Below are 19,176 nucleotides of genomic sequence, written 5' to 3' on the forward strand. Positions count from 1 at the left end.
CGGGTTCGGTACCTCAGGCTCGGCGGCGACCGATGACCGCGGCGAGTCCTCCGCCGACGGCACCGAGGGCGAGGGCCGTGGGAACGCCGATCTTGGCCGCCTTGCGGCCCGTGCGGAAGTCGCGGATCTCCCAGCCCCGATTCTTCGCCAGCTCGCGCAGATCCGCATCGGGATTGACCGCAACCGCCGTTCCGACGAGCGAGAGCATCGGCACGTCGTTGTGACTGTCGGAGTACGCGGTACACCGCTTGAGGTTGAGGCCCTCGCGAACGGCCAGGGTGCGGACGGCGTGAGCCTTGCCGAGACCGTGCAAGATGTCGCCGACGAGCCTGCCGGTGAATATTCCGTCGTTGCTCTCGGCCACAGTTCCCAGAGCGCCCGTGAGACCGAGGCGTTCGGCGATGATCTGGGCCAGCTCGAGCGGGGTCGCGGTCACCAGCCACACCTGCTGGCCGGCGTCGAGGTGCATCTGGGCGAGTGCCGCGGTGCCGGGCCAGATCTTGTCCGCGATCAGCTCGTCGTAGATCTCCTCGCCGAGGAGACGCAACTCCGCGGTGGAGCGACCTTTGATGAAGGACAGCGCTTTCTCGCGGCCGCTCGCGACGTCGTCGCTGTTCTCCTTGCCGCTGACCCTGAACTTGACCTGCTGCCATGCGAACTGCGCGAGGTCACTGCTGGTGAAGTACTTGCGCGCCGCGAGCCCGCGCGCGAAGTGAATGATCGACGCGCCCTGGACCATCGTGTTGTCGACGTCGAAGAACGCTGCCGCGGTGAGATCGAGCGGAACCGAACCGCCCGCCTCGGCCTGCAGGGCAATCGCGGCATCGGCGCTGGCCTCGCCTGCAACATTCGCACGCACCTGTGCATCGGACGGGCCGAGTGGATTACGGAGGCGCCGCTTGCGGCGCTTGTCCTCGTGCGGGTGCTCGGTGTCGACCATGACCTCGTCGGGCACCTCGGTGATGGGGAGGTCGGGCGTCTCGGCGTTCGTGTCCGGTTCGCTGCTCTCGAGCGGGCCGTCAGGAGTACTTCCAGGCGTCTCGGAACCCCCGTTGCTCATCACGCGCACCTCCATGTTCGAGCACTGCCCCAAACCCTAGTCCGTAGCCCACCGCGGGTAATCAGTCGCACTCACTCACCCCACCGAGGACCTGCAGGCTTCACCCCTATGCGACCGGGTCGTTCCTGCAGGCTCCACTCCTGTGCGACCGGGTCGTTCCTGCAGGCTCCACTCCTATGTGACCTTCGTCTCTCCGCCGTGGGTGAGAGGGTGGACGGTATGACTACAGCTGGTCCCACCGTGGTTCTTCTCACCCGAGCCGGATGTCACACATGCGTGGCCGCCTTCGAGCAACTGGTCGCCGTGTGCGACGAATTCGGGGTGACCCCGACGGCCATCGACGTCGACGAAGCCGCGAAAACCTCCCCTGACCTGCGCGCGGAGTACGGCGACCGCGTCCCCGTGGTGCTGCTCGACGGCCGCGAACACAGTTACTGGGAGGTCGACGAACCACGTCTACGTGCCGACCTCGCAGCCAGAAGGACACCCTAAGAACGGGCCGTCGGTGCTCGCTTTGCAGGTGAGAGCCCCTCTAGCACGGATGCAGCGACTTTGTTCATTCGTTCACAAGCAGTTACCGTGGTGTCGGCGCAGGAATGGAACTGCGTGCAGTTTCTGGTGAGTGAAGCCCGCGGATCAGCGTGAAGACCGGCCGTCGCAGCCGATCGGACGAGGAGCCATGAACGTGACCGAAGAGCGCCCGGCCATGCCGGCTGGTGTCGACCGGTCACCTGGCGTCGATCCAGCCCGATCGGGCACTGCCGAACGGGTCATCCCACAGGCTACGGTGACGCGATTGGCCACCTACTTGCGGGTCCTCGGAATCCTCGCCGACGACGGCGTCCTGATCGTTTCGAGTGAAGAACTCGCCACCGCCGCCGGAGTCGGATCGGCCAAACTTCGCAAGGATCTGTCCTTTCTCGGGCCCAACGGTGTCCGCGGGGTCGGCTACGACGTTCTACGACTACGCGCCAAGATCGAGACCGCTCTGGGACTGGACCGCGGGCACAAGGTAGTGCTCGTCGGCATCGGAAACCTCGGTGAGGCCCTCGCTCGATACGGCGGATTCGGCCGTCGCGGCTTCTCCATGGTGGGTCTGTTCGACCGCAACCCCGAGCGGGTCGGCCTCGACATCGACGGACTGCGCGTCCAGCACGTCGACCAGCTCGAGACGAAGTGCCGCGAACTGGAAGCGACCATCGGAGTCATCGCAACGCCCGACGATTCGGCCCAGGACGTGGCGTCGGCGTTCGTCGCAGGCGGAGTCCAGAGCATCCTCAGCTTCTCGCCGGTGACGCTGGACGTCCCCGGCGCAGTGGAGGTCCGCCGCGTGGACCTGGCCGTCGAGATGCAGGTCCTGTCGTTCAACAGCTCCCGCAACGACGCATCCACCTCTCGCGAAGACGCAACCACCTCTCGCGAAGACGCAACCACACGGACAGCCACGCTGTCGGCAGCGCCGCGGCTCGGCAGAAGCAGAGGCCCCCGCGTCACGCCCGGTTCTCTGGCAAGTACGGCGCAATCCGCGCTCGGTACCCCGGTAAGTAGTTCGGCAAGCAGTAGCTTTACACAGAACGGATCGGTGATTACACCGTGAGTGTCCTCCTCGTCGGGATTTCGCATCGAAGCGCTCCCGTCGCAGTTCTCGAGCGTGTCGCCATCACGGACACCGACCGTCCGAAGTTGACGGACAAGCTCATGGCCAGCGGAAACATATCCGAGGTCATGGTCGTGTCGACGTGCAACCGCGTCGAGGTCTACGCCGTCGTCGACGCCTTCCACGGTGCGCTCGCATCGGTGGGGGAGATCCTCGCCGAGCACTCCGGCCTGATGGTTCCCGAGCTGACCAAACACGCCTACGTTCGCTACAGCGAAGCCGCTGTGGAGCACCTGTTCGCCGTCGCCAGCGGACTGGACTCGATGGTCATCGGCGAACAGCAGATCCTGGGTCAGATCCGCGCCGCGTACGCGGCATCCGATGCCTCGCAGGCGTCGGGTCGCGTCCTGCACGAACTGGCCCAACAGGCACTGCGAGTCGGCAAGCGTGTGCACTCCGAAACCGGGATCGACGCCGCGGGCGCATCCGTCGTGTCGGTGGCGCTCGATCGCGCTGCTGCGCTCTTCGGCGGCAGCCTCGAAGGCCGTACCGCCGTCGTGCTGGGCGCAGGTGCCATGGGCGGGCTGTCGGTGGCGCATCTCGGTCGGGCCGGAATCGGCTCGCTCGTCGTCGTCAACCGCACTCGTGAGCGCGCGGACCACCTGGCCGAGACCGCGGTGTCGGCCGGTGTCGCAGCAACTTCCGTCGACCTCGACGACCTCGCCTCCGCGCTCGCCGACGCAGACGTGCTCGTCACCTGTACCGGGGCGGTCGGCGCCGTCGTCTCGCTCGCGGACGCCCACCACGCGCTCGCGCAGCGAGAAGCCGGTCGACCGCTCGCCGTGTGCGACCTGGGACTGCCCCGCGACGTGGATCCAGCAGTCGCAGGACTCCCCGGAGTCAGCGTGTTCGACATGGAGTCGCTGCAACGCGATCCTGCCGCAGGTGCGGCCTCGTCGGACGCGTCGGCGGCCCGCGAAATCGTGTCCTCCGAACTTTCCGGCTATCTGGCCGGCCAGCGACTCGCCGAGGTGACACCGACGGTGACCGCACTGCGCCAGCGCGCGGCGGAGGTCGTCGAAGGCGAGCTCATGCGTCTCGAATCGAGACTGCCCGGCTTGGACTCACCGCAGCGCGACGAGGTCGCGAGGACGGTGCGCCGCGTCGTCGACAAGCTTCTTCACTCTCCGACGGTCCGGGTCAAGCAACTCGCCACGACCCCGGGCGGGGACTCCTACGCGGCTGCTCTTCGCGAACTGTTCGAGCTGAGCCCGGGCACGGTCGAGGCCGTCGCGAGCCCGATCGAGATCAACGGAATGGAACTCGTGGACGATTTCACTGCCAGCCGCACCGATGGTCGGAAGGGACAGTCGGAGTGAGCCAGAGTGAAAAGAACGTCGTTCGGATCGGAACGAGAGGGTCTCTGCTCGCCACGACGCAGGCCGAGACGGTCCGTCAGGGCTTGATCGCTGCAGGCCTCGACGCCGAACTCGTCATCGTCAAGACCGCAGGCGATCTGTCCGCGGCCCCGGTGCAGACCATCGGCGTCGGAGTGTTCACCGCCGCGCTGCGCGAGGCACTCACCGACGGCAAGGTCGACATCGCGGTTCACTCCTACAAGGATCTGCCGACCGCTCCCGACGAGCGCTTCGTCATCGCGGCCATCCCACCCCGTGAGGATCCGCGTGATGCCCTCGTCGCACGCGACGGCCTCGTTCTCGGCGAATTGCCCGCAGGCGCGAGGATCGGAACTTCGGCGCCGCGTCGCGCAGCGCAGCTTCGAGCTCTCGGTCAGGGACTCGACGTTCAGCCGCTTCGCGGAAACCTCGACACCCGCATCGGCAAGGTCGCCTCGGGTGAACTCGACGCCGTCGTCGTGGCGCGTGCCGGACTGGCCCGCATCGGCCGCCTGGACGTCGTCACCGAGGCTCTCGACCCGGTCCAGATGCTTCCCGCGCCCGCTCAAGGTGCCCTCGCCGTCGAATGTCGGTCCGCCGACGTCGACCTCATCGAGGTGGTCCGCACACTGGACGACGCCAACGCGCGAGCATCCGTCGCGGCGGAGCGTGGACTGTTGGCCGAGCTGGAAGCGGGATGCACGGCTCCCGTCGGAGCCATCGCCGAGGTCGTCGAATCGATCGACGAGGACGGACGAGTGTTCGACGAGTTGTCGGTTCGTGGATGTGTCGCGGCGATCGACGGCAGTGACAGCATCCGAGCGTCCATCGTCGGCGCAGTGTCCGGTGCCGAGGAACTCGGCCGCGACCTCGCCCGCGAACTCCTGGACCTCGGCGCCCGGGATCTCGTCGCGGTGACCGAGCCTGCACCCCCAGCCGGTTCCGCCGCTACCGGGGGAGTCGATCGTGTCTAGGTCCATCACGGCTCCGACACGCGGACGAGCCAAACGCAGGGCCCCTCGGCCACCTGTGCGCGGCGGCGCGATAGCGACCGCGCGACTGATACCGAAACGGGGCCCGGCAACCCCGCTCGAACTGCATTACCCACACAAGACAGCACTGGAGAACAACCGATGAGCCCAGTCCGCAAGAATGCAAACGGACGGATCCTGTTCGTGGGATCGGGGCCGGGAGATCCGGCTCTGCTCACAGTCCGCGCACGCGAAGTGCTCGGCGCAGCCGAACTCGCCTTCACCGATCCCGACGTCGACAAGGGCGTCGTCGCGTTGGTCGGCAACGACCTGCCACGTGACCCGGAGACCGGAGAGAACGGCGTCGACGTCCGTCCCGCCCTCGGTGAGCCCGCCGAGGTCGCCAAGACTCTGCTTGCCGAGGCCAAGAACGGCCACGACGTGGTTCGTCTGGTGTCGGGTGATCCGTTGACGACCGATTCGGTCATCGCCGAGGTCGCTGCCGTCGCTCGCACTCACGTTCAGTTCGAAGTCCTGCCGGGTCTTCCGTCCGGATCCGCTGTTCCCAGCTACGCGGGCATGGCCTTGGGCTCCGGTCACACCGAAGCCGACGTTCGCGGCGAAGTCGACTGGGCCGCTCTGGCGGCAGCTCCCGGCCCGCTGGTTCTGCATGCGACGTCCGGCCACCTCGCGGAAACTGCGAGTGCGCTGACCGAGCACGGGCTCGCCCCGCAGACACCTGCCGCGATCACCGTTCGCGGTACGACCCGTCAGCAGCGGACCGTCGAGGCCACCCTCGCGACGCTCAACGACGCGGGCAGCGAACTCGTCGGCTCGCTCGTCGTGACCGTCGGAAAGGTCGTGTCCGGCCGAAACAAGATGTCCTGGTGGGAATCTCGGGCGCTGTACGGGTGGACCGTGCTGGTGCCTCGGACGAAGGATCAGGCCGGTGAGATGAGCGATCGGCTCGTCACGCACGGTGCGATCCCGATCGAGGTTCCGACCATCGCCGTCGAGCCGCCGCGCAGCCCCGCGCAGATGGAACGCTCGGTGAAGGGTCTCGTCGACGGCCGCTACCAGTGGGTCGTCTTCACCTCCACCAACGCCGTCCGCGCAGTGTGGGAGAAGTTCGAGGAGTTCGGTCTGGACGCTCGCGCGTTCTCGGGCGTCAAGATCGCCTGCGTCGGTGAAGCGACCGCGGACAAGGTCCGCTCGTTCGGAATCAATCCGGAACTGCTGCCGTCGGGTGACCAGTCCTCGCTCGGCCTGCTCGAGGATTTCCCGCCGTACGACGAGGTGTTCGACCCGGTCAACCGAGTTCTGTTGCCGCGCGCGGACATTGCCACCGAGACCCTGGCCGAGGGCCTGCGCGAACGTGGCTGGGAGATCGACGACGTCACCGCCTACCGCACGGTGCGTGCGGCGCCGCCGCCCGCCGAGACTCGCGAGATGATCAAGACCGGTGGGTTCGACGCCGTGTGCTTCACATCGAGCTCCACGGTCCGCAATCTCGTCGGTATCGCCGGAAAGCCGCATGCGCGCACGCTCGTCGCGTGCATCGGACCCAAGACGGCCGAGACGGCGGTGGAATTCGGTCTGCGCGTCGACGTGCAGCCGGAGACGGCGCAGGTCGGTCCGCTCATCGAAGCGCTCGCCGAGCACGCAGCTCGGTTGCGCGCGGAAGGTGCACTGCCTCCTCCTCGCAAGAAGTCCCGTAGGCGCTGAGGCCGATGTTTCCCGTAGACCGTCCCCGCAGGCTCAGACGTACCCCGGCGCTCCGGCGCCTGGTCGCCGAAACGTCGCTGCAGCCACGGCACCTGGTGCTGCCGATGTTCGTCGCCGACGGTATCGCCGAGCCTCGTGAGATCTCGTCGATGCCTGGGGTCTTCCAGCACACGCTCGACTCACTGAGCAAGGCCGCGGAGGAGGCCGTCGCGGCAGGCGTCGGGGGCGTCATGTTGTTCGGCGTGCCGAAGGCGGAGGACAAGGACGCAGAGGGTTCCGGCGCGAGCGATCCGGACGGCATTCTCAATCGCGGTCTGAGGCGGCTGAAGTCGGATCTGGGCGACGCGACGGTCATCATGGCCGACACGTGCCTCGACGAGTTCACCGACCACGGTCACTGCGGAGTCCTCACCGAGGACGGTGCGGTCGACAACGATGCGACGCTGACGCGCTACGTGGACATGGCGCTGTCGCAGGCCGATGCAGGGGCTCACCTACTCGGACCGAGCGGAATGATGGATGGGCAGGTCGGCGTCATCCGTGAGGCCCTCGACGCCGCCGGGCACCGCGAGATCGGCCAACTGGCGTACTCGGCCAAGTACGCGTCGGCGTTCTACGGTCCCTTCCGTGAGGCTGTCGGCTCGTCGCTGCAGGGCGATCGCCGCACCTATCAGCAGGACTCGGCGAACCGCCGCGAGGCCGTGCACGAGGTGGAGTTGGACTTGAACGAGGGCGCGGACATGGTGATGGTCAAGCCTGCAATGTCCTACCTCGACATTCTGCGCGACGTCGCGAACATGTCCACCGTTCCGGTTGCGGCGTACCAGATCTCCGGCGAGTATTCGATGATCACCGCGGCCGCCCAGAACGGGTGGATCGACCGCGACGCGGCAATTCTGGAGTCGTTGACCAGCATCCGCCGGGCAGGCGCGGACGTGGTGCTGACCTACTGGGCGACGGAAGCGGCGGGCTGGCTGTGAGTAATGACGGACAACGCCCGCCGGAGCCCGATTGGGCACGCTGGGAAGCCGAACACGGCCCCGTCGGATTCGACGCCACCCCGCCGCAGCAGCCCGAACGGCCCGCGGCCCGCAGTTCGGCTCCTCTGGACATCGAGACGTCTCGGCACCTGTGGTGGGGTGTGACCGCACTCGGGTTGATCAGCTTGATCCTGACCCTGATGATGGTGAACTCCGATCGCACGCCGTTCGCCCAGCAACTGGTCGACGACGTCGCGAGACAGGATCCGTCGCTGCCGCTGACGCTCGAATCCGCGGAAAGCTACCTGACCGGCGCCCTGGTGTTGATGGCTGTCATCGGCATCGCGTTCGCAGGACTGTTCCTGTACTGGGTGAACAAGATGCGACTCGGACGGCTCTGGGCGCGAACCGTGCTCACCGTCATCGGAACCGTCACGGTGGTGCTGGCCGTCCCGCAACTGTTCGCCTTCGGTGTCGACGGTGGAGCCATGCAGATCCTCATGAGCGTCGCGGGCATTCTGCAGGGCGTCCTGGCGGGCGGGGCGGTCTATCTGATGCATCGCAAGGACTCGCAGGCGTACTTCCTGGCCGCGCGGAAGCGCTGACACTCGGCAGACACTCCGCGTGTCACACCAGCCACACGCGTAACATGTGACTACGATCACGCGATGGGGGAACCCGTCGAGTAGATCGGACATGTCATGGCCCTATCCGAAGTTCCCGAGCCCGAGCGCGGCCGTCCGTTGTGGGCGCTCCTCGGTCTGCTCACTGCAGTCTCGGTAGCCGTGCTGATCGTCAGTATGGGGTTCAGTGCCGGCTGACCTGGTGATTAGGGTGAGCACCCGCCCGAGTGTACGGTGACAATTGTCACTGCAGAGGCCGCGCGCCAGGATGAGGTGAACCCATGGTTCAGGCAAGTTCGAGGCGGATCGCCCCACCCGCCGAGCACACGATTCCCGTCGAACACGGTGTCACTCGAGAGCTCTTCCTGATCGCGCTCGTGGTTGCGCTGGGCGTCCTCGCGTCGGTCGCAATCGTCATTCCTGCGCTCGTCTCGCACTGACAATTCCGCGCGGCAGACTCGGCCGACCCACTGTGGTTCGTTCACGCGCAACCGGGCACTATGAAGTCGTGAATTCGGACAGGACCGCACGCCCGCGCGTCGTCACCGCCGCATACCTGCTATGGCTGATCGCTGCGGTACTGCTCGTCTTCGTCGCATTGATCACACTGACCGTGCCGGTGGACCCACTGCGCACCTCGCTCGCCGACGAGGGCAACACACCCGCTCAGATCGATTCCTACCTCGGCACCCTTCGTCTTCTCGGTGCAGGCTGCGGACTCCTGGGCCTCGTGCTCGGATTCCTCGCCGGACCCGTGCGCGCCGGACACGCCAGGATGCGGGCCGTGTCCGTCCTCCTGTCGCTGGTCACCGTCCTGCTACTCCTCGTGGTGGTTTTCGGGTTCGGCCTGTTCTCCGAACTTCTCGCAGTCGCCCTCGTCCTGATCGCGGCCTGTGTGGTGATCTACCGGCCGTCGGCGACACCGTGGTTCGCCCATGACTGACTCGAACGACGACGCGCTGTTCGAAGAGCCGGGTGCTCGGTGGCGATCGCTGCTGTGGGGGCCTGTTTTCTGCGCTGCGGTGTTGGTGTTCGAGTTGCTGACGGGTCCTGTTGTCCACTGGGTTGCGCTCGCGGTGGTTGCCGTCGTGCTGATGGGCTTCACGTACGTGCAGGTCAGCGCGGCTCGCCGCCATGTCAGCGTGGCACTCACGGCGACAGAGCTTCGCCAGGGCACCGAAAGGCTGTCCATAGCGGACATCGCCGTCGTCTTTCCGGCGCCCGAGTACGCCGCGGGCGAGTACGAGCCGAAGAAGTGGGAGACGGCCCGGGTGCTGGGTGAACTCACCGGCATCCCTCGCCGACGCCACGGCGTCGGGCTGCGGCTGGTGGGAGGCGGCCTGGTTCAGGCCTGGGCGAAGGACGACGACGGCTTACGTGAGGCCCTGGAAGAAGTGGTGGTGTGCGACCGATGAGATCCGCGGTGGAGGTTCTCGGTGCCCTGCTGTTGTTCGCGGCGGCCGTCGTGTGTTGGAACCTCGGCGCGACGGAACATCTGTTCGCGGCCACGGACGAGGGCGGGCCGGAGTTCGTGGCGGTTCGATACTCCGGTTCCTGGATAGCAGCAGGTGCCGCCTGCGTGACCGTCGCGTCTCTACTGCTGGTCGACGCAGTCAGAGTTCGGTTCCCGGGTCGTTCCCATACCCGGTAGGGGTATCATCGACGGCATGAGTAGTTACACGAGCGAGCAGGACGATCTGCTGAAGCGGCTACGTCGAATCGAAGGTCAGATCGCCGGCATCTCGCGCATGGTGGCCGAGGATCGGTACTGCATCGATGTACTGACCCAGGTCTCGGCGGCAACCAAAGCGCTGCAGTCCGTCTCGCTCAAGCTGCTCGACGCGCACCTCGCGGGGTGCGTCGTCGAGGCTGCCAAACGTGGCGGTCCCGACGCGGACGCGAAGGTGAAAGAGGCATCGGACGCCATCGCACGACTCGTTCGGTCCTGAAGTCGCAGCCAACGGAAAGAAGGTTTCGAGCGTGGAGAACAGTTACATCGTCGAAGGAATGACCTGCCAGCACTGTGCCGCTTCGGTTTCGGAGGAGATTTCCGAGATCGGTGGCGTGACCGGAGTGACGGTGGACGTGGCGTCGGGCAAAGTGGTGGTGACCAGTGATGCTGCGCTGGAGCGAGATTCGATCGCCGGTGCTGTCAGCGAAGCGGGCTACCGTCTCGTGTCGTAGAAATGTCCGGTTTACCGGCCGTGGTTCGTGGTACAGGTCATAGATCATCCCTGCTCGCTTTCGAGGAGACGATCTGTGAACAAGTTGCTGGCCGGTACCGGAATCCTGGTGACCAGTCTTTCTCTGACACTCGCGTGTTCGACGGGGGCAGTGGCTCAGCCCCCGGAAGGCGGCGTCGGGTTGACCGTCACCACCGAACTCGACGGGCTCGCCCGGCCGTGGGACGTCGTCCAGGCCCCCGACGGGACGATCCTCACCGGTGAACGCAGCGGAAGATTCGTCGTCAAGCGTGCGGACGGATCGGTCGGTGAACTGGCGGCGGACCTCGACGACCTCTACGCCCAGGGTGAGACCGGGCTGATGGGAATCGAACTCGCCCAGGACTTCCAGGACTCGCGGGCGCTGTTCACGTGCCAGGGCGTCGAGGGAGCCGGCGTCGACACCGGAAGCGCGGCGCCCGGTAGCTCGCAGGGTGGAAGCGGCAATCACATCGCGGTCATCCGATGGACCGTCGACGAAGCATGGACGACGTTGACGCGAGACCGCGCCATCATCGACGACATTCCCGTTTCGTCCAGTGGCAGGCACGGCGGCTGCCGGATCCTGGCCGCACCGGACGGAACCCTGTACGTGGGCACCGGAGACACAGCGTCCCCGTCGGTGCCGCAGGATCCGAACTCGCTGGGTGGCAAGGTGCTCCACGTCGATGCAACCGACGGCACCGCCGCAGCGGATGCACCCGGCCGCGTCTACACGCTCGGGCATCGCAACGTTCAGGGTCTCGCATTCCAACCCGGCACCGGCCGCCTGTACGAGGTGGAACAAGGCTCCACCCGCGACGACGAACTGAACCTACTGGTCGCGGGCGGAAACTACGGCTGGAAGCCGGATCGGAACCCGTTGATCTACGACGAGTCGGTCCCGATGACCGACACCGAGCGCGTCCCCGACGCCATCGAAGCAGTCTGGAGCTCGGGCGAGTCGACCATCGCGACCCCCGGACTGACCTTCGTCGACGGTGCGGCATGGGGCGACTGGTCCGGCGCGGCTGTCATCTCCAGCCAGCAGGGCGAGAAACTGGTGTTCCTGAAACTCGGCGCCGACGGAATCTCCGTCGAGCAGGAAGTGGACGCGCTCGAAGGCGAGTGGGGGCGCCTCCGCTCCCTGACCTCCACAGGCGACGGGTCGTTCCTGCTCACCACCGACAACGGCTCGGGTGACCGAATCCTCCGCGTCACACCGGCCGGAGCCTGACCCGCCGGCTCCCGGAGGCCCCCGTTTTCGAGACCGAACGTGCCGTTCAGTCACTTGAAGTGACTGAACGGCACGTTCGCTCCGGTGCGGAGGTGCTCAGGCCTTGCTGGGGTTCGAAGCGGACTCCTCGTCGCTACCGGCCTGGGGGTGGCCGAGCATGGCTGCGCCGAGGAGCTGTTCGGGAACGCCGAAGCCTTCGACGAGTTCGAGGGCGTGCGGACGGAGGGTGCGGCAGCGCTCGTTGATGCCGCGGGTGACGGCTTTGGAGCGTTCGGTGGAGAGGTAGCGGTGTTCGATGAACCACGCCTTGTCTTCCTCGATGACCGACAGCGCGTAGAGGTCGCAGACCTGCTCGAGTAGTTCCTTGGCTGCCTCGTCCTCGCAGGAAGAGATGCCGGCGACGAAGGCTTCGAGGATGATGCGATCGATGTGCGCGCTGGCTGCGTGCAGCACGTGGTCCTGAACCGCGTTGAAGGCGTCGAACGCGCTCGTTTCCTTCGATTTGCTCTGCAGCCTGCGAGCGACGGTGGAGAGCAGGTAGTCCTCGCGGTCCTCGAACATCTTGACCTGGGTGCCGCGGTTGAACAGCGAGCCCTCTTCTTCGTTGTCCTGGCGGGTGTCGAGGATGGTCTGCATGATCGTCTGCGCCGCAGTGCGTTTGACGACGCGTTCGCCGGCGAACTCCGCGGCGAACCGCACCCATTCGACGGGGCTCATGGACTTGACGTCGTCGGCGTACGCGGTGAGCAGTTCCTTCGCCACGAGCTGGGTGAGCACGTGGTTGTCGCCTTCGAAGGTGGTGAACACGTCGGTGTCGGCCTTGAGTGAGATCAGCCTGTTCTCTGCGAGATAGCCTGCGCCGCCGCATGCTTCGCGTGCTTCCTGGATCGCTCTGGTGGCGTGCCAGGTGTTGGAAGCCTTGAGTCCGGCGGCTCGGGATTCCAGTTCACGCTGCTCTTCGGCGTCGGGGTTGTCCGAGGTCTGCAGCTCGTGCATTTTTGCGACGAGTTCGTTCTGCGCGAACTGCAGCGCGTAGGACTTCGCGATCAACGGGAACAACCGGCGCTGGTGCACGAGGTAGTCCATGATGAGCACCTCGTCGTCGGACTTCGGTGCCGAGAACTGCCTGCGCTGCAGCGCATATCGCGTAGCGATGTCGAGTGCCACCCGAGCGGCAGCAGCCGCGGACCCGCCGACCGTGACACGGCCACGAATCAGTGTTCCGAGCATGGTGAAGAAGCGTCGGCTCGGGTTCTCGATGGGCGAGGAGTACGTGCCGTCGGAGGAGACGTCCGCGTACTTGTTCAGCAGGTTGTCCCGCGGAATGCGGACGTTGTCGAACATGATGCGGCCGTTGTCGACACCGGGCAGTCCGCCCTTGTACTGACAGTCCGAGGTGGTGATGCCGGGGAGATCGTTGCCGTCCTCGTCTCGCAACGGGACGAAGAAGCAGTGGACGCCGTGTCCTTCGGGTTCCTCACCCGGGCCCGCGGTGATCAGCTGCGCGAACACTGCTGCCACCGTTGCTGTTTCGGCTGCACCGCCGATGTAGTCCTTGCGGGACGACGGTGTGGGGGAGTGGACGACGAACTCGTCGGTCTCACGGTCGTAGGTCGCCGTGGTCTCGAGCGACTGCACGTCGCTGCCGTGACCGGTCTCGGTCATCGCGAAGCATCCGAGCAAGTCGAGGTCGATGAGGCGTCGCACGTAGGCGTCGTGGTGACGCTCGGTGCCCAGGTTCTCGATGGCCCCGCCGAAGAGCCCCCACTGGACTCCGGCCTTGACCATCAGCGACAGGTCCGACATCGCGAGCATCTCGATCATCGTGACAGCGGCTCCGACGTCTCCGGTGCCTCCGTGTTCTTTCTTGAAACCATCGTCCGCAGCGCCGTGCTGGGCCAGCAGCTTGAGCTGCTCCAGCGCTTTGGTGCGCGCGATCACGGTGTTGGGGGTGTAGTGAGGACGGAATTCGTCGCGAACCAGTTGAGCGCGCGCTTCGTTCTTCACGTCGCGCCAACGGCCGTCCAATGTGTTACGCAGATGCTCCGAAGTGGTTGCCATACTCGACGGTAACCTACGGATCCGGCTTGCTCAGGCAGGCCACAGATATTCGCGGCCGAACTTGCGCAGCCGAGACCAGAACTTGCTCCGCCCGTACGGACCGTCGCCGAAGACCGAGGCGCCGTTGTCCTCGAGCGCACGTGTGACGAGAGGGCTGTACCCGTCGAACTCGCGGATCAGGTGCTCGCGGAACCCGTCGGGCCACGAGTACCTGGCTGGTTCGTGTTGTGCCTCCATGCAGGCGAGTGTAATGCAGGCGTAACACGGGTGTTACATGTTCCACATGCTCGGCTTCGCCCCGAACGAGAACGGACTTCAGCTTGGACGCAGCACAGATCGCCGGAATCGACGCGCAGCACGTGTGGCATCCCTACGGGGGATTTCCATCCACGACGTCGCCGCTCGTCGTCGCGGGCGCATCGGGCGTGCGGTTGACGCTCGCCGACGGGCGCGAACTGGTCGATGGGATGAGTTCGTGGTGGGCGGCGGTGCACGGGTATCGCCATCCGGTGCTCGACGCAGCCGCGCACGCCCAGATCGACCGGATGAGTCACGTGATGTTCGGCGGGCTCACGCACGAACCCGCGGCGCGGTTGGCCGAGCTTCTCGTGAGCATCGCCCCGGACGGCCTCGACAAGGTCTTCTTCGCCGACTCCGGTTCGGTGTCCGTCGAAGTCGCAGTCAAGATGTGCGTGCAGTATTGGCGCGGGCGCGGCAAGCCGTCGAAGAACCGGCTGCTGACCTGGCGCGGCGGCTACCACGGCGACACGTTCGCGCCGATGAGTATCTGCGATCCCGACGGCGGGATGCACTCACTGTGGTCCGGCGTCCTCACCCGGCAGATCTTCGCGCCCGCCCCGCCGAGGCAGTTCGACGCCGGTTACGTCGCACAGTTCGAGGCCATCCTGTCGGCGAGGTCCGACGAGATCGCGGCCATCGTCGTCGAGCCGCTCGTGCAGGGCGCGGGAGGCATGCGTTTCCACGACCGGCGGTATCTCACCGAGCTTCGCCGGATGGCCGACGAGCACGACGTACTGCTGGTGTTCGACGAGATAGCCACCGGATTCGGGCGTACCGGTGAGTTGTTCGCCGCCGATCACGTTGCGGTCGCTCCCGACGTGATGTGTGTGGGCAAGGCGTTGACCGGCGGGTACATGACACTGGCGGCGACACTGACGACATCGCACGTCGCCGAGGTCATCAGCGAGGGTGAGGCAGGCGGGCTCATGCACGGCCCGACGTTCATGGCCAATCCGCTGGCGTGCGCCGTCGCCGTCGCCGCGGTGGAGCTGCTGCTGGGACGTGACTGGAGGTCCGAGGTCGCAGGCATCGAGAAGGGCCTGCGCGACGGTCTGGCCGGGGTGGAGGATCTTCCGGGCGTCGCCGACGTCCGTGTCCTGGGCGGGATCGGTGTGGTGGAGATGGACGAGCCCGTCGACATGCAGCGTGCGACCGATGCCGCCGTCGGCGAAGGGGTGTGGCTCAGGCCGTTCGGGAAGCTGGTGTACGCGATGCCGCCGTACGTCTGTGCGGCCGAGGACGTGGCACGGATCGCACGTGCGATCGGGGCCGTCGCGCGAACTTGAACGGTGTTCAAGTAGGGTCGCCGATGTGGCGGCACTCGACTGGTTGACCGAAGCAGCACGCCTGCGCAGCGAGCGCGGGGTCCACCGAACGCTGCGTCCGCGCCTTGCGCAGCCCGATGATCACGGCCCGGTGATCGATCTCGCCTCGAACGACTACCTGGGCCTCTCACGTCACCCCGAGGTGGTGGACGCCGCGTGCGCTGCGGTGCATCGGTGGGGTGCGGGCGCAACGGGCTCGAGGCTGGTCACCGGCACCACGACGCTGCACGAGGAGTTGGAGGAGGACCTGGCTCGGTTCGCCGGCGCCGAATCCGCGCTGGTGTTCTCCTCCGGGTACACCGCCAACCTGGGTGCCGTCGCCGCGCTGGCCGGACGGGGTTCGCTGGTGCTGTCCGATTCCGCGTCGCACGCGTCGTTGATCGACGCATGCAGGTTGTCGAGGGCTCGGATCGAGGTGTTCGACCGCACGCGCCTGGACGCCGTCGAACACGTGCTCCGAACACGTCCCGAGGACCGCGCGCTCGTCGTCACCGATTCTGTGTTCAGCACCGACGGTTCTCTCGCGCCTCTGCGAGAGCTTCACGGACTGTGCCGACGGTATTCGGCTGCCCTGCTCGTGGACGAGGCTCACGGAATCGGCGTCCGTGGGTCCGGTGGCCGTGGTCTGGTGCACGAACGGGGATTACAGGGCCTGCCCGACGTCGTCGTCACCGCGACGCTGTCCAAGTCTCTTGCCTCGCAGGGTGGTGTGGTGCTCGGGACGCACGCGGTGCGCGATCATCTGATCGATGTCGCGCGGCCCTTCATCTTCGACACCGGGTTGGCTCCCGCGGCTGCAGGAGCAGCTCGGGCGGCACTGGCGATCCTGGAACGAGAACCGGAACGGTCGGTGGCCGTGCGTCGCTGCGCTGACCACCTTGCCGACATCGCCGGCGTCGAGCCTTCCGAGTCGGCTGTCGTCTCCGTCGTTCTCGGCGATCCGCAGCGGGCATACGACGCAGCGCAGCAAGCGTTACGACGAGGCGTACACGTCGGCTGTTTCCGGCCGCCGTCCGTACCGGAGGGGACCTCACGACTTCGGTTGACCGCTCGCGCGAACCTCACCGACCCCGAGCTTGCGGCTGTCGCGGACGTCCTCGATGCAGTTCTGCACCGGGCTGCGGTATGACGATTCTTGTCGTGACCGGCACGTCCACCGACGTCGGAAAGACTGTGACCACAGCAGCGATCGCGGCAACTGCCTCTGCTCTCGGGGTATCGGTCGCCGTCGTGAAACCGGCGCAGACAGGTTTGTGCGGCGGGGAGGCGGGCGATCTCGAGCACATCGAGCGGCTGACCGGGATCACCAGGACCGTGGAAACTGCGCGCTATCCGGACCCGCTCGCGCCCGACGTAGCAGCCCGTCTCGCCGGAATGCCGGCTCTGGAATTGGGCTCGGTGGTGGACGACATCGTCTCGCTGACCGAGGACGTCGTCCTGGTGGAAGGTGCCGGTGGCCTCCTCGTCCGGCTCGGCGCCGGGGGGTTCACGCTGCTCGACGTTGCGGCGACGTCAGGCGCACCAGTCGTGGTGGTGTGCGGCGTCGAGCTCGGAACCCTCAACCACACCGCGCTGACAGTCGGGGCGCTCGACCGGGCAGGGGTCTTCTGCGCAGGCCTGATCGTGGGATCGTGGCCATCGGAGCCCGACCTTGCTGCTCGAACCAACCTCCTCGAACTTCCCGACGTAGCGGGTGTGCCGATCCTCGGCCGCATCCCGGCGGGGGTAGGCGGTGCACGTCGAGAGCAGTTCTGTGCCGATGCACCTGGTTGGTTCGACTCGAAAGCCGTCGCCGACATCCTGAACCGTCGATCCGCCGGTTCGTAGTTTGTCGAACCCCCGTGCGGGTACTCGAACTCATCTACCAACAGTTGGGGGCTCCACAATGAACACAGCAGTATGGATCGTCATCGCAGTCGTAGTCGTACTTCTCGTCGTGGCCGTTGCTCTGGCCCTGTCGAAGAAGCAGAAAGCAAGCCGACGGGTCGAGGCCGAACGCATCCGTGAGCAGGCCGCCGACCGAACAACGGAAGTCGAAGAGCGTCAAGCACGCGCGGACGAAAGCGCCGCCAAAGCGCGGCGTGCACAAGCCGACGCCGAGGCAAAAGCAGCCGAAGCGCGCAGGCTCACACTGCAGGCCGAGAACCACCAGGGCGACGCAGCGTCCTCCCGCGACGAACTGGACGCGGAATTCGCACGCGCCAACAAGATCGATCCCGACGTGAAGACCCGCTCTCGCTCGGGTGACGTGGACAAGGCATCGGCGGAGAAGATCGTGCACCAGGACGCGCGCTCGGGCGACCACAGTGCCACGCAGAACCCGACCCACAGTGCCACGCAGAACCCGACCCACAGTGCCACGCAGAACCCCGGTAACCCGCTCGATCCTCGCGGCAGCAAGATCGACCCCCGCACCGACAACAACCACGTCGGCGAGCATCGCCAGCCGTAATTGGTTGTCGCCGGAATGTGCACGCGCCTACGCTCAGCGGCGATGCACACATTCGTTCTCATCCCCGGTGCGGGTGGTGACGCGCGGTACTGGTCGCGGTTGGGGCCCGAACTGCTCGACCGCGGCCATCACGTCGTTGCCGCGACTCTTCCCGCGTCGGATCCGAGCGCCGGGCTCGCCGAGTACGCCGACGTCGTTGTCGACGCTGTCGGCGATCTTCGAGGCGTGACCGTCGTCGGGCAGTCCCTCGGCGGGTTCACTGCGCCGCTCGTCGCCTCGCGGGTCCAGGCGTCGTTGATCGTCCTGCTCAACGCGATGACCCCGAAACCCGGTGAGACGCCGGGGGAGTGGTGGGAAGCCACGGGTTTCGGGCAGGCACGCGTCGTCCAAGCCGAGCGGGATGGGCGGGACCTGGACGCCGAGGATCTGGTTGCGGATGTCTTCCTGCACGACGTTCCGGCCGATGTCGTGGCCGAGTTGAATGGCACGGACCCGACTCAGTCTGAGGGCCCGTTCGGCCTTCCGTGGCCGCTCACGTCGTGGCCCGACATTCCGACGCGTTTTCTTCAGGGCGTCGACGATCGGTTCTTCCCTGTCGAGTTCCAGCGGCGACTGGTTCGCGACAGGCTGGGAATCGCCGTGGACGAGATGCCCGGCGGCCATCTCGTCGCCCTGTCCAGGCCGGCCGAACTTGCAGACCGATTGGATCGTTATCGGGCTGAACTCGTCGGCGATCCGCGATAACCTGGCATTTCGGACACCGACCGAGATGGGGTGCTTGTCCATGGGTTCCGATATGGAGAAGCTGCGCGTCAGCACCGCGGAGCGCGAGGCCACGGCGCAGCTTCTCGGCACCGCGATGGCGGACGGCAGGTTGACTCTCGTGGAATACGAGCAGCGCCTCGACCTGGTGTGGAAATCAGCGACGCGAGGCGAACTCGCGAGAGTGACCGACGATCTCCCTGTGCCCACGCAGACCGCGGAGCCTGCGGAGTCGAAGGATGCCCGCGAGTGGCGCGAGTACTGGGACGAATGGCGATGGTGGCTCGGCGGCGTCATCATCATGACCGGAATCTGGGGATTTCAGTCCATCTCCGACGGGGAGCTGAACGGGTACTGGCCCGGGTGGCCCATCGGTATCTGGGCGCTGATCCTCGTCGCGATGGCGGTCATGCCCGAGGACAAGGACGACGACGAGGACGAGAAGTCCTGAATTATTACGCCCTGTAGTTGGCGAAATCGACGAA

23 protein-coding genes are annotated in these 19,176 nt (G+C 66.3%); 20 read left to right on the forward strand and 3 right to left on the reverse strand.

The annotated features are described in order from the left end of the window. Positions 1 to 13 precede the first annotated feature (13 nt). Positions 14 to 940, reverse strand: a complete 927-nt coding sequence (locus tag CH293_RS15890) for an HAD family phosphatase (protein ID WP_241483961.1) — start codon at positions 938 to 940, stop codon at positions 14 to 16. A 339-nt stretch (positions 941 to 1,279) separates the two neighbouring features. On the opposite strand from CH293_RS15890, the gene CH293_RS15895 reads away from it, so the two are divergent. From CH293_RS15895 to CH293_RS15955, 14 genes are all read left to right on the forward strand, one after another. Further along, a complete protein-coding gene (locus tag CH293_RS15895) occupies positions 1,280 to 1,552 on the forward strand; it encodes a glutaredoxin family protein (RefSeq protein WP_094720747.1) in 273 nt (90 codons plus the stop codon). Between the two features lie 187 nt (positions 1,553 to 1,739). Then, positions 1,740 to 2,657: a redox-sensing transcriptional repressor Rex gene (locus CH293_RS15900; RefSeq protein ID WP_094720790.1), complete on the forward strand. Its 918-nt coding sequence runs from the start codon at positions 1,740 to 1,742 to the stop codon at positions 2,655 to 2,657. Continuing rightward, complete coding sequence (locus CH293_RS15905) at positions 2,654 to 4,036, forward strand: glutamyl-tRNA reductase (protein WP_037114176.1); 1,383 nt, start codon at positions 2,654 to 2,656, stop codon at positions 4,034 to 4,036. The genes CH293_RS15900 and CH293_RS15905 overlap by 4 nt, the downstream gene beginning before the upstream one ends. Continuing rightward, the gene (hemC, locus tag CH293_RS15910; RefSeq protein ID WP_094720748.1) at positions 4,033 to 5,028 is read left to right on the forward strand and encodes a hydroxymethylbilane synthase; all 996 of its coding nucleotides are present in this window, start codon (positions 4,033 to 4,035) and stop codon (positions 5,026 to 5,028) included. The genes CH293_RS15905 and hemC overlap by 4 nt, the downstream gene beginning before the upstream one ends. Positions 5,029 to 5,187: 159 nt before the next feature. Then, positions 5,188 to 6,750 carry a bifunctional uroporphyrinogen-III C-methyltransferase/uroporphyrinogen-III synthase gene (locus CH293_RS15915; RefSeq protein ID WP_020112525.1) on the forward strand — a complete coding sequence of 521 codons (1,563 nt, stop codon included), beginning with the start codon at positions 5,188 to 5,190 and terminating at the stop codon, positions 6,748 to 6,750. Positions 6,751 to 6,755: 5 nt separating this feature from the next. Next, positions 6,756 to 7,730 (forward strand): porphobilinogen synthase, encoded by a 975-nt coding sequence (gene hemB, locus CH293_RS15920; RefSeq protein ID WP_037114180.1) that lies wholly within the window; start codon positions 6,756 to 6,758, stop codon positions 7,728 to 7,730. After that, positions 7,727 to 8,335 carry a hypothetical protein gene (locus tag CH293_RS15925; RefSeq protein WP_037114183.1) on the forward strand — a complete coding sequence of 203 codons (609 nt, stop codon included), beginning with the start codon at positions 7,727 to 7,729 and terminating at the stop codon, positions 8,333 to 8,335. The genes hemB and CH293_RS15925 overlap by 4 nt, the downstream gene beginning before the upstream one ends. 299 nt (positions 8,336 to 8,634) lie before the next feature. Further along, entirely contained in the window at positions 8,635 to 8,793 is a 159-nt protein-coding gene (locus tag CH293_RS28215; RefSeq protein WP_170945253.1) for a hypothetical protein, read from the forward strand. A 68-nt stretch (positions 8,794 to 8,861) separates the two neighbouring features. Continuing rightward, a complete protein-coding gene (locus CH293_RS15930; RefSeq protein ID WP_094720749.1) occupies positions 8,862 to 9,296 on the forward strand; it encodes a hypothetical protein in 435 nt (144 codons plus the stop codon). Further along, the gene (locus CH293_RS15935) at positions 9,289 to 9,768 is read left to right on the forward strand and encodes a hypothetical protein (RefSeq protein WP_094720750.1); all 480 of its coding nucleotides are present in this window, start codon (positions 9,289 to 9,291) and stop codon (positions 9,766 to 9,768) included. Before CH293_RS15930 ends, CH293_RS15935 begins: the two co-directional genes overlap by 8 nt. Continuing rightward, positions 9,765 to 10,004, forward strand: coding sequence for a hypothetical protein (locus CH293_RS15940; protein ID WP_094720791.1), 240 nt, complete (start codon positions 9,765 to 9,767; stop codon positions 10,002 to 10,004). Before CH293_RS15935 ends, CH293_RS15940 begins: the two co-directional genes overlap by 4 nt. A 16-nt stretch (positions 10,005 to 10,020) precedes the next feature. Next, positions 10,021 to 10,302, forward strand: a complete 282-nt coding sequence (locus CH293_RS15945) for a metal-sensitive transcriptional regulator (RefSeq protein ID WP_019666495.1) — start codon at positions 10,021 to 10,023, stop codon at positions 10,300 to 10,302. Positions 10,303 to 10,333: 31 nt separating this feature from the next. Continuing rightward, complete coding sequence (locus tag CH293_RS15950) at positions 10,334 to 10,537, forward strand: heavy-metal-associated domain-containing protein (RefSeq protein ID WP_255032869.1); 204 nt, start codon at positions 10,334 to 10,336, stop codon at positions 10,535 to 10,537. A 75-nt stretch (positions 10,538 to 10,612) separates the two neighbouring features. Then, the gene (locus CH293_RS15955; protein ID WP_094720751.1) at positions 10,613 to 11,791 is read left to right on the forward strand and encodes a sorbosone dehydrogenase family protein; all 1,179 of its coding nucleotides are present in this window, start codon (positions 10,613 to 10,615) and stop codon (positions 11,789 to 11,791) included. Between the two features lie 96 nt (positions 11,792 to 11,887). On the opposite strand, the gene CH293_RS15960 is transcribed toward CH293_RS15955, so the two are convergent. After that, complete coding sequence (locus tag CH293_RS15960) at positions 11,888 to 13,852, reverse strand: acyl-CoA dehydrogenase (protein ID WP_037114191.1); 1,965 nt, start codon at positions 13,850 to 13,852, stop codon at positions 11,888 to 11,890. A gap of 30 nt (positions 13,853 to 13,882) precedes the next feature. Further along, positions 13,883 to 14,089, reverse strand: coding sequence for a hypothetical protein (locus CH293_RS15965; protein WP_033188642.1), 207 nt, complete (start codon positions 14,087 to 14,089; stop codon positions 13,883 to 13,885). An 83-nt stretch (positions 14,090 to 14,172) separates the two neighbouring features. Here CH293_RS15965 and CH293_RS15970 point away from each other — a divergent pair, with 83 nt between their 5' ends. The 6 genes from CH293_RS15970 to CH293_RS15995 are packed head-to-tail and all read left to right on the forward strand — an operon-like array spanning position 14,173 to position 19,142. Next, complete coding sequence (locus CH293_RS15970; RefSeq protein WP_094720752.1) at positions 14,173 to 15,438, forward strand: adenosylmethionine--8-amino-7-oxononanoate transaminase; 1,266 nt, start codon at positions 14,173 to 14,175, stop codon at positions 15,436 to 15,438. Positions 15,439 to 15,463: 25 nt separating this feature from the next. Further along, positions 15,464 to 16,606, forward strand: a complete 1,143-nt coding sequence (locus CH293_RS15975; protein WP_094720753.1) for an 8-amino-7-oxononanoate synthase — start codon at positions 15,464 to 15,466, stop codon at positions 16,604 to 16,606. After that, positions 16,603 to 17,304 (forward strand): dethiobiotin synthase, encoded by a 702-nt coding sequence (bioD, locus tag CH293_RS15980; RefSeq protein WP_094720754.1) that lies wholly within the window; start codon positions 16,603 to 16,605, stop codon positions 17,302 to 17,304. The genes CH293_RS15975 and bioD overlap by 4 nt, the downstream gene beginning before the upstream one ends. Positions 17,305 to 17,362: 58 nt before the next feature. Further along, the gene (locus CH293_RS15985; RefSeq protein ID WP_094720755.1) at positions 17,363 to 17,929 is read left to right on the forward strand and encodes a hypothetical protein; all 567 of its coding nucleotides are present in this window, start codon (positions 17,363 to 17,365) and stop codon (positions 17,927 to 17,929) included. A gap of 42 nt (positions 17,930 to 17,971) precedes the next feature. Next, on the forward strand, positions 17,972 to 18,673 hold the full coding sequence (locus tag CH293_RS15990) for an alpha/beta fold hydrolase (protein ID WP_094720792.1): 702 nt from the start codon (positions 17,972 to 17,974) through the stop codon (positions 18,671 to 18,673). A gap of 40 nt (positions 18,674 to 18,713) precedes the next feature. After that, on the forward strand, positions 18,714 to 19,142 hold the full coding sequence (locus CH293_RS15995) for a DUF1707 domain-containing protein (RefSeq protein WP_094720756.1): 429 nt from the start codon (positions 18,714 to 18,716) through the stop codon (positions 19,140 to 19,142). Positions 19,143 to 19,176: the final 34 nt, after the last annotated feature.

Origin of the sequence: Rhodococcus sp. 14-2470-1b, from assembly GCF_002259415.1 — a bacterium.
GTDB lineage: Bacteria > Actinomycetota > Actinomycetes > Mycobacteriales > Mycobacteriaceae > Rhodococcoides.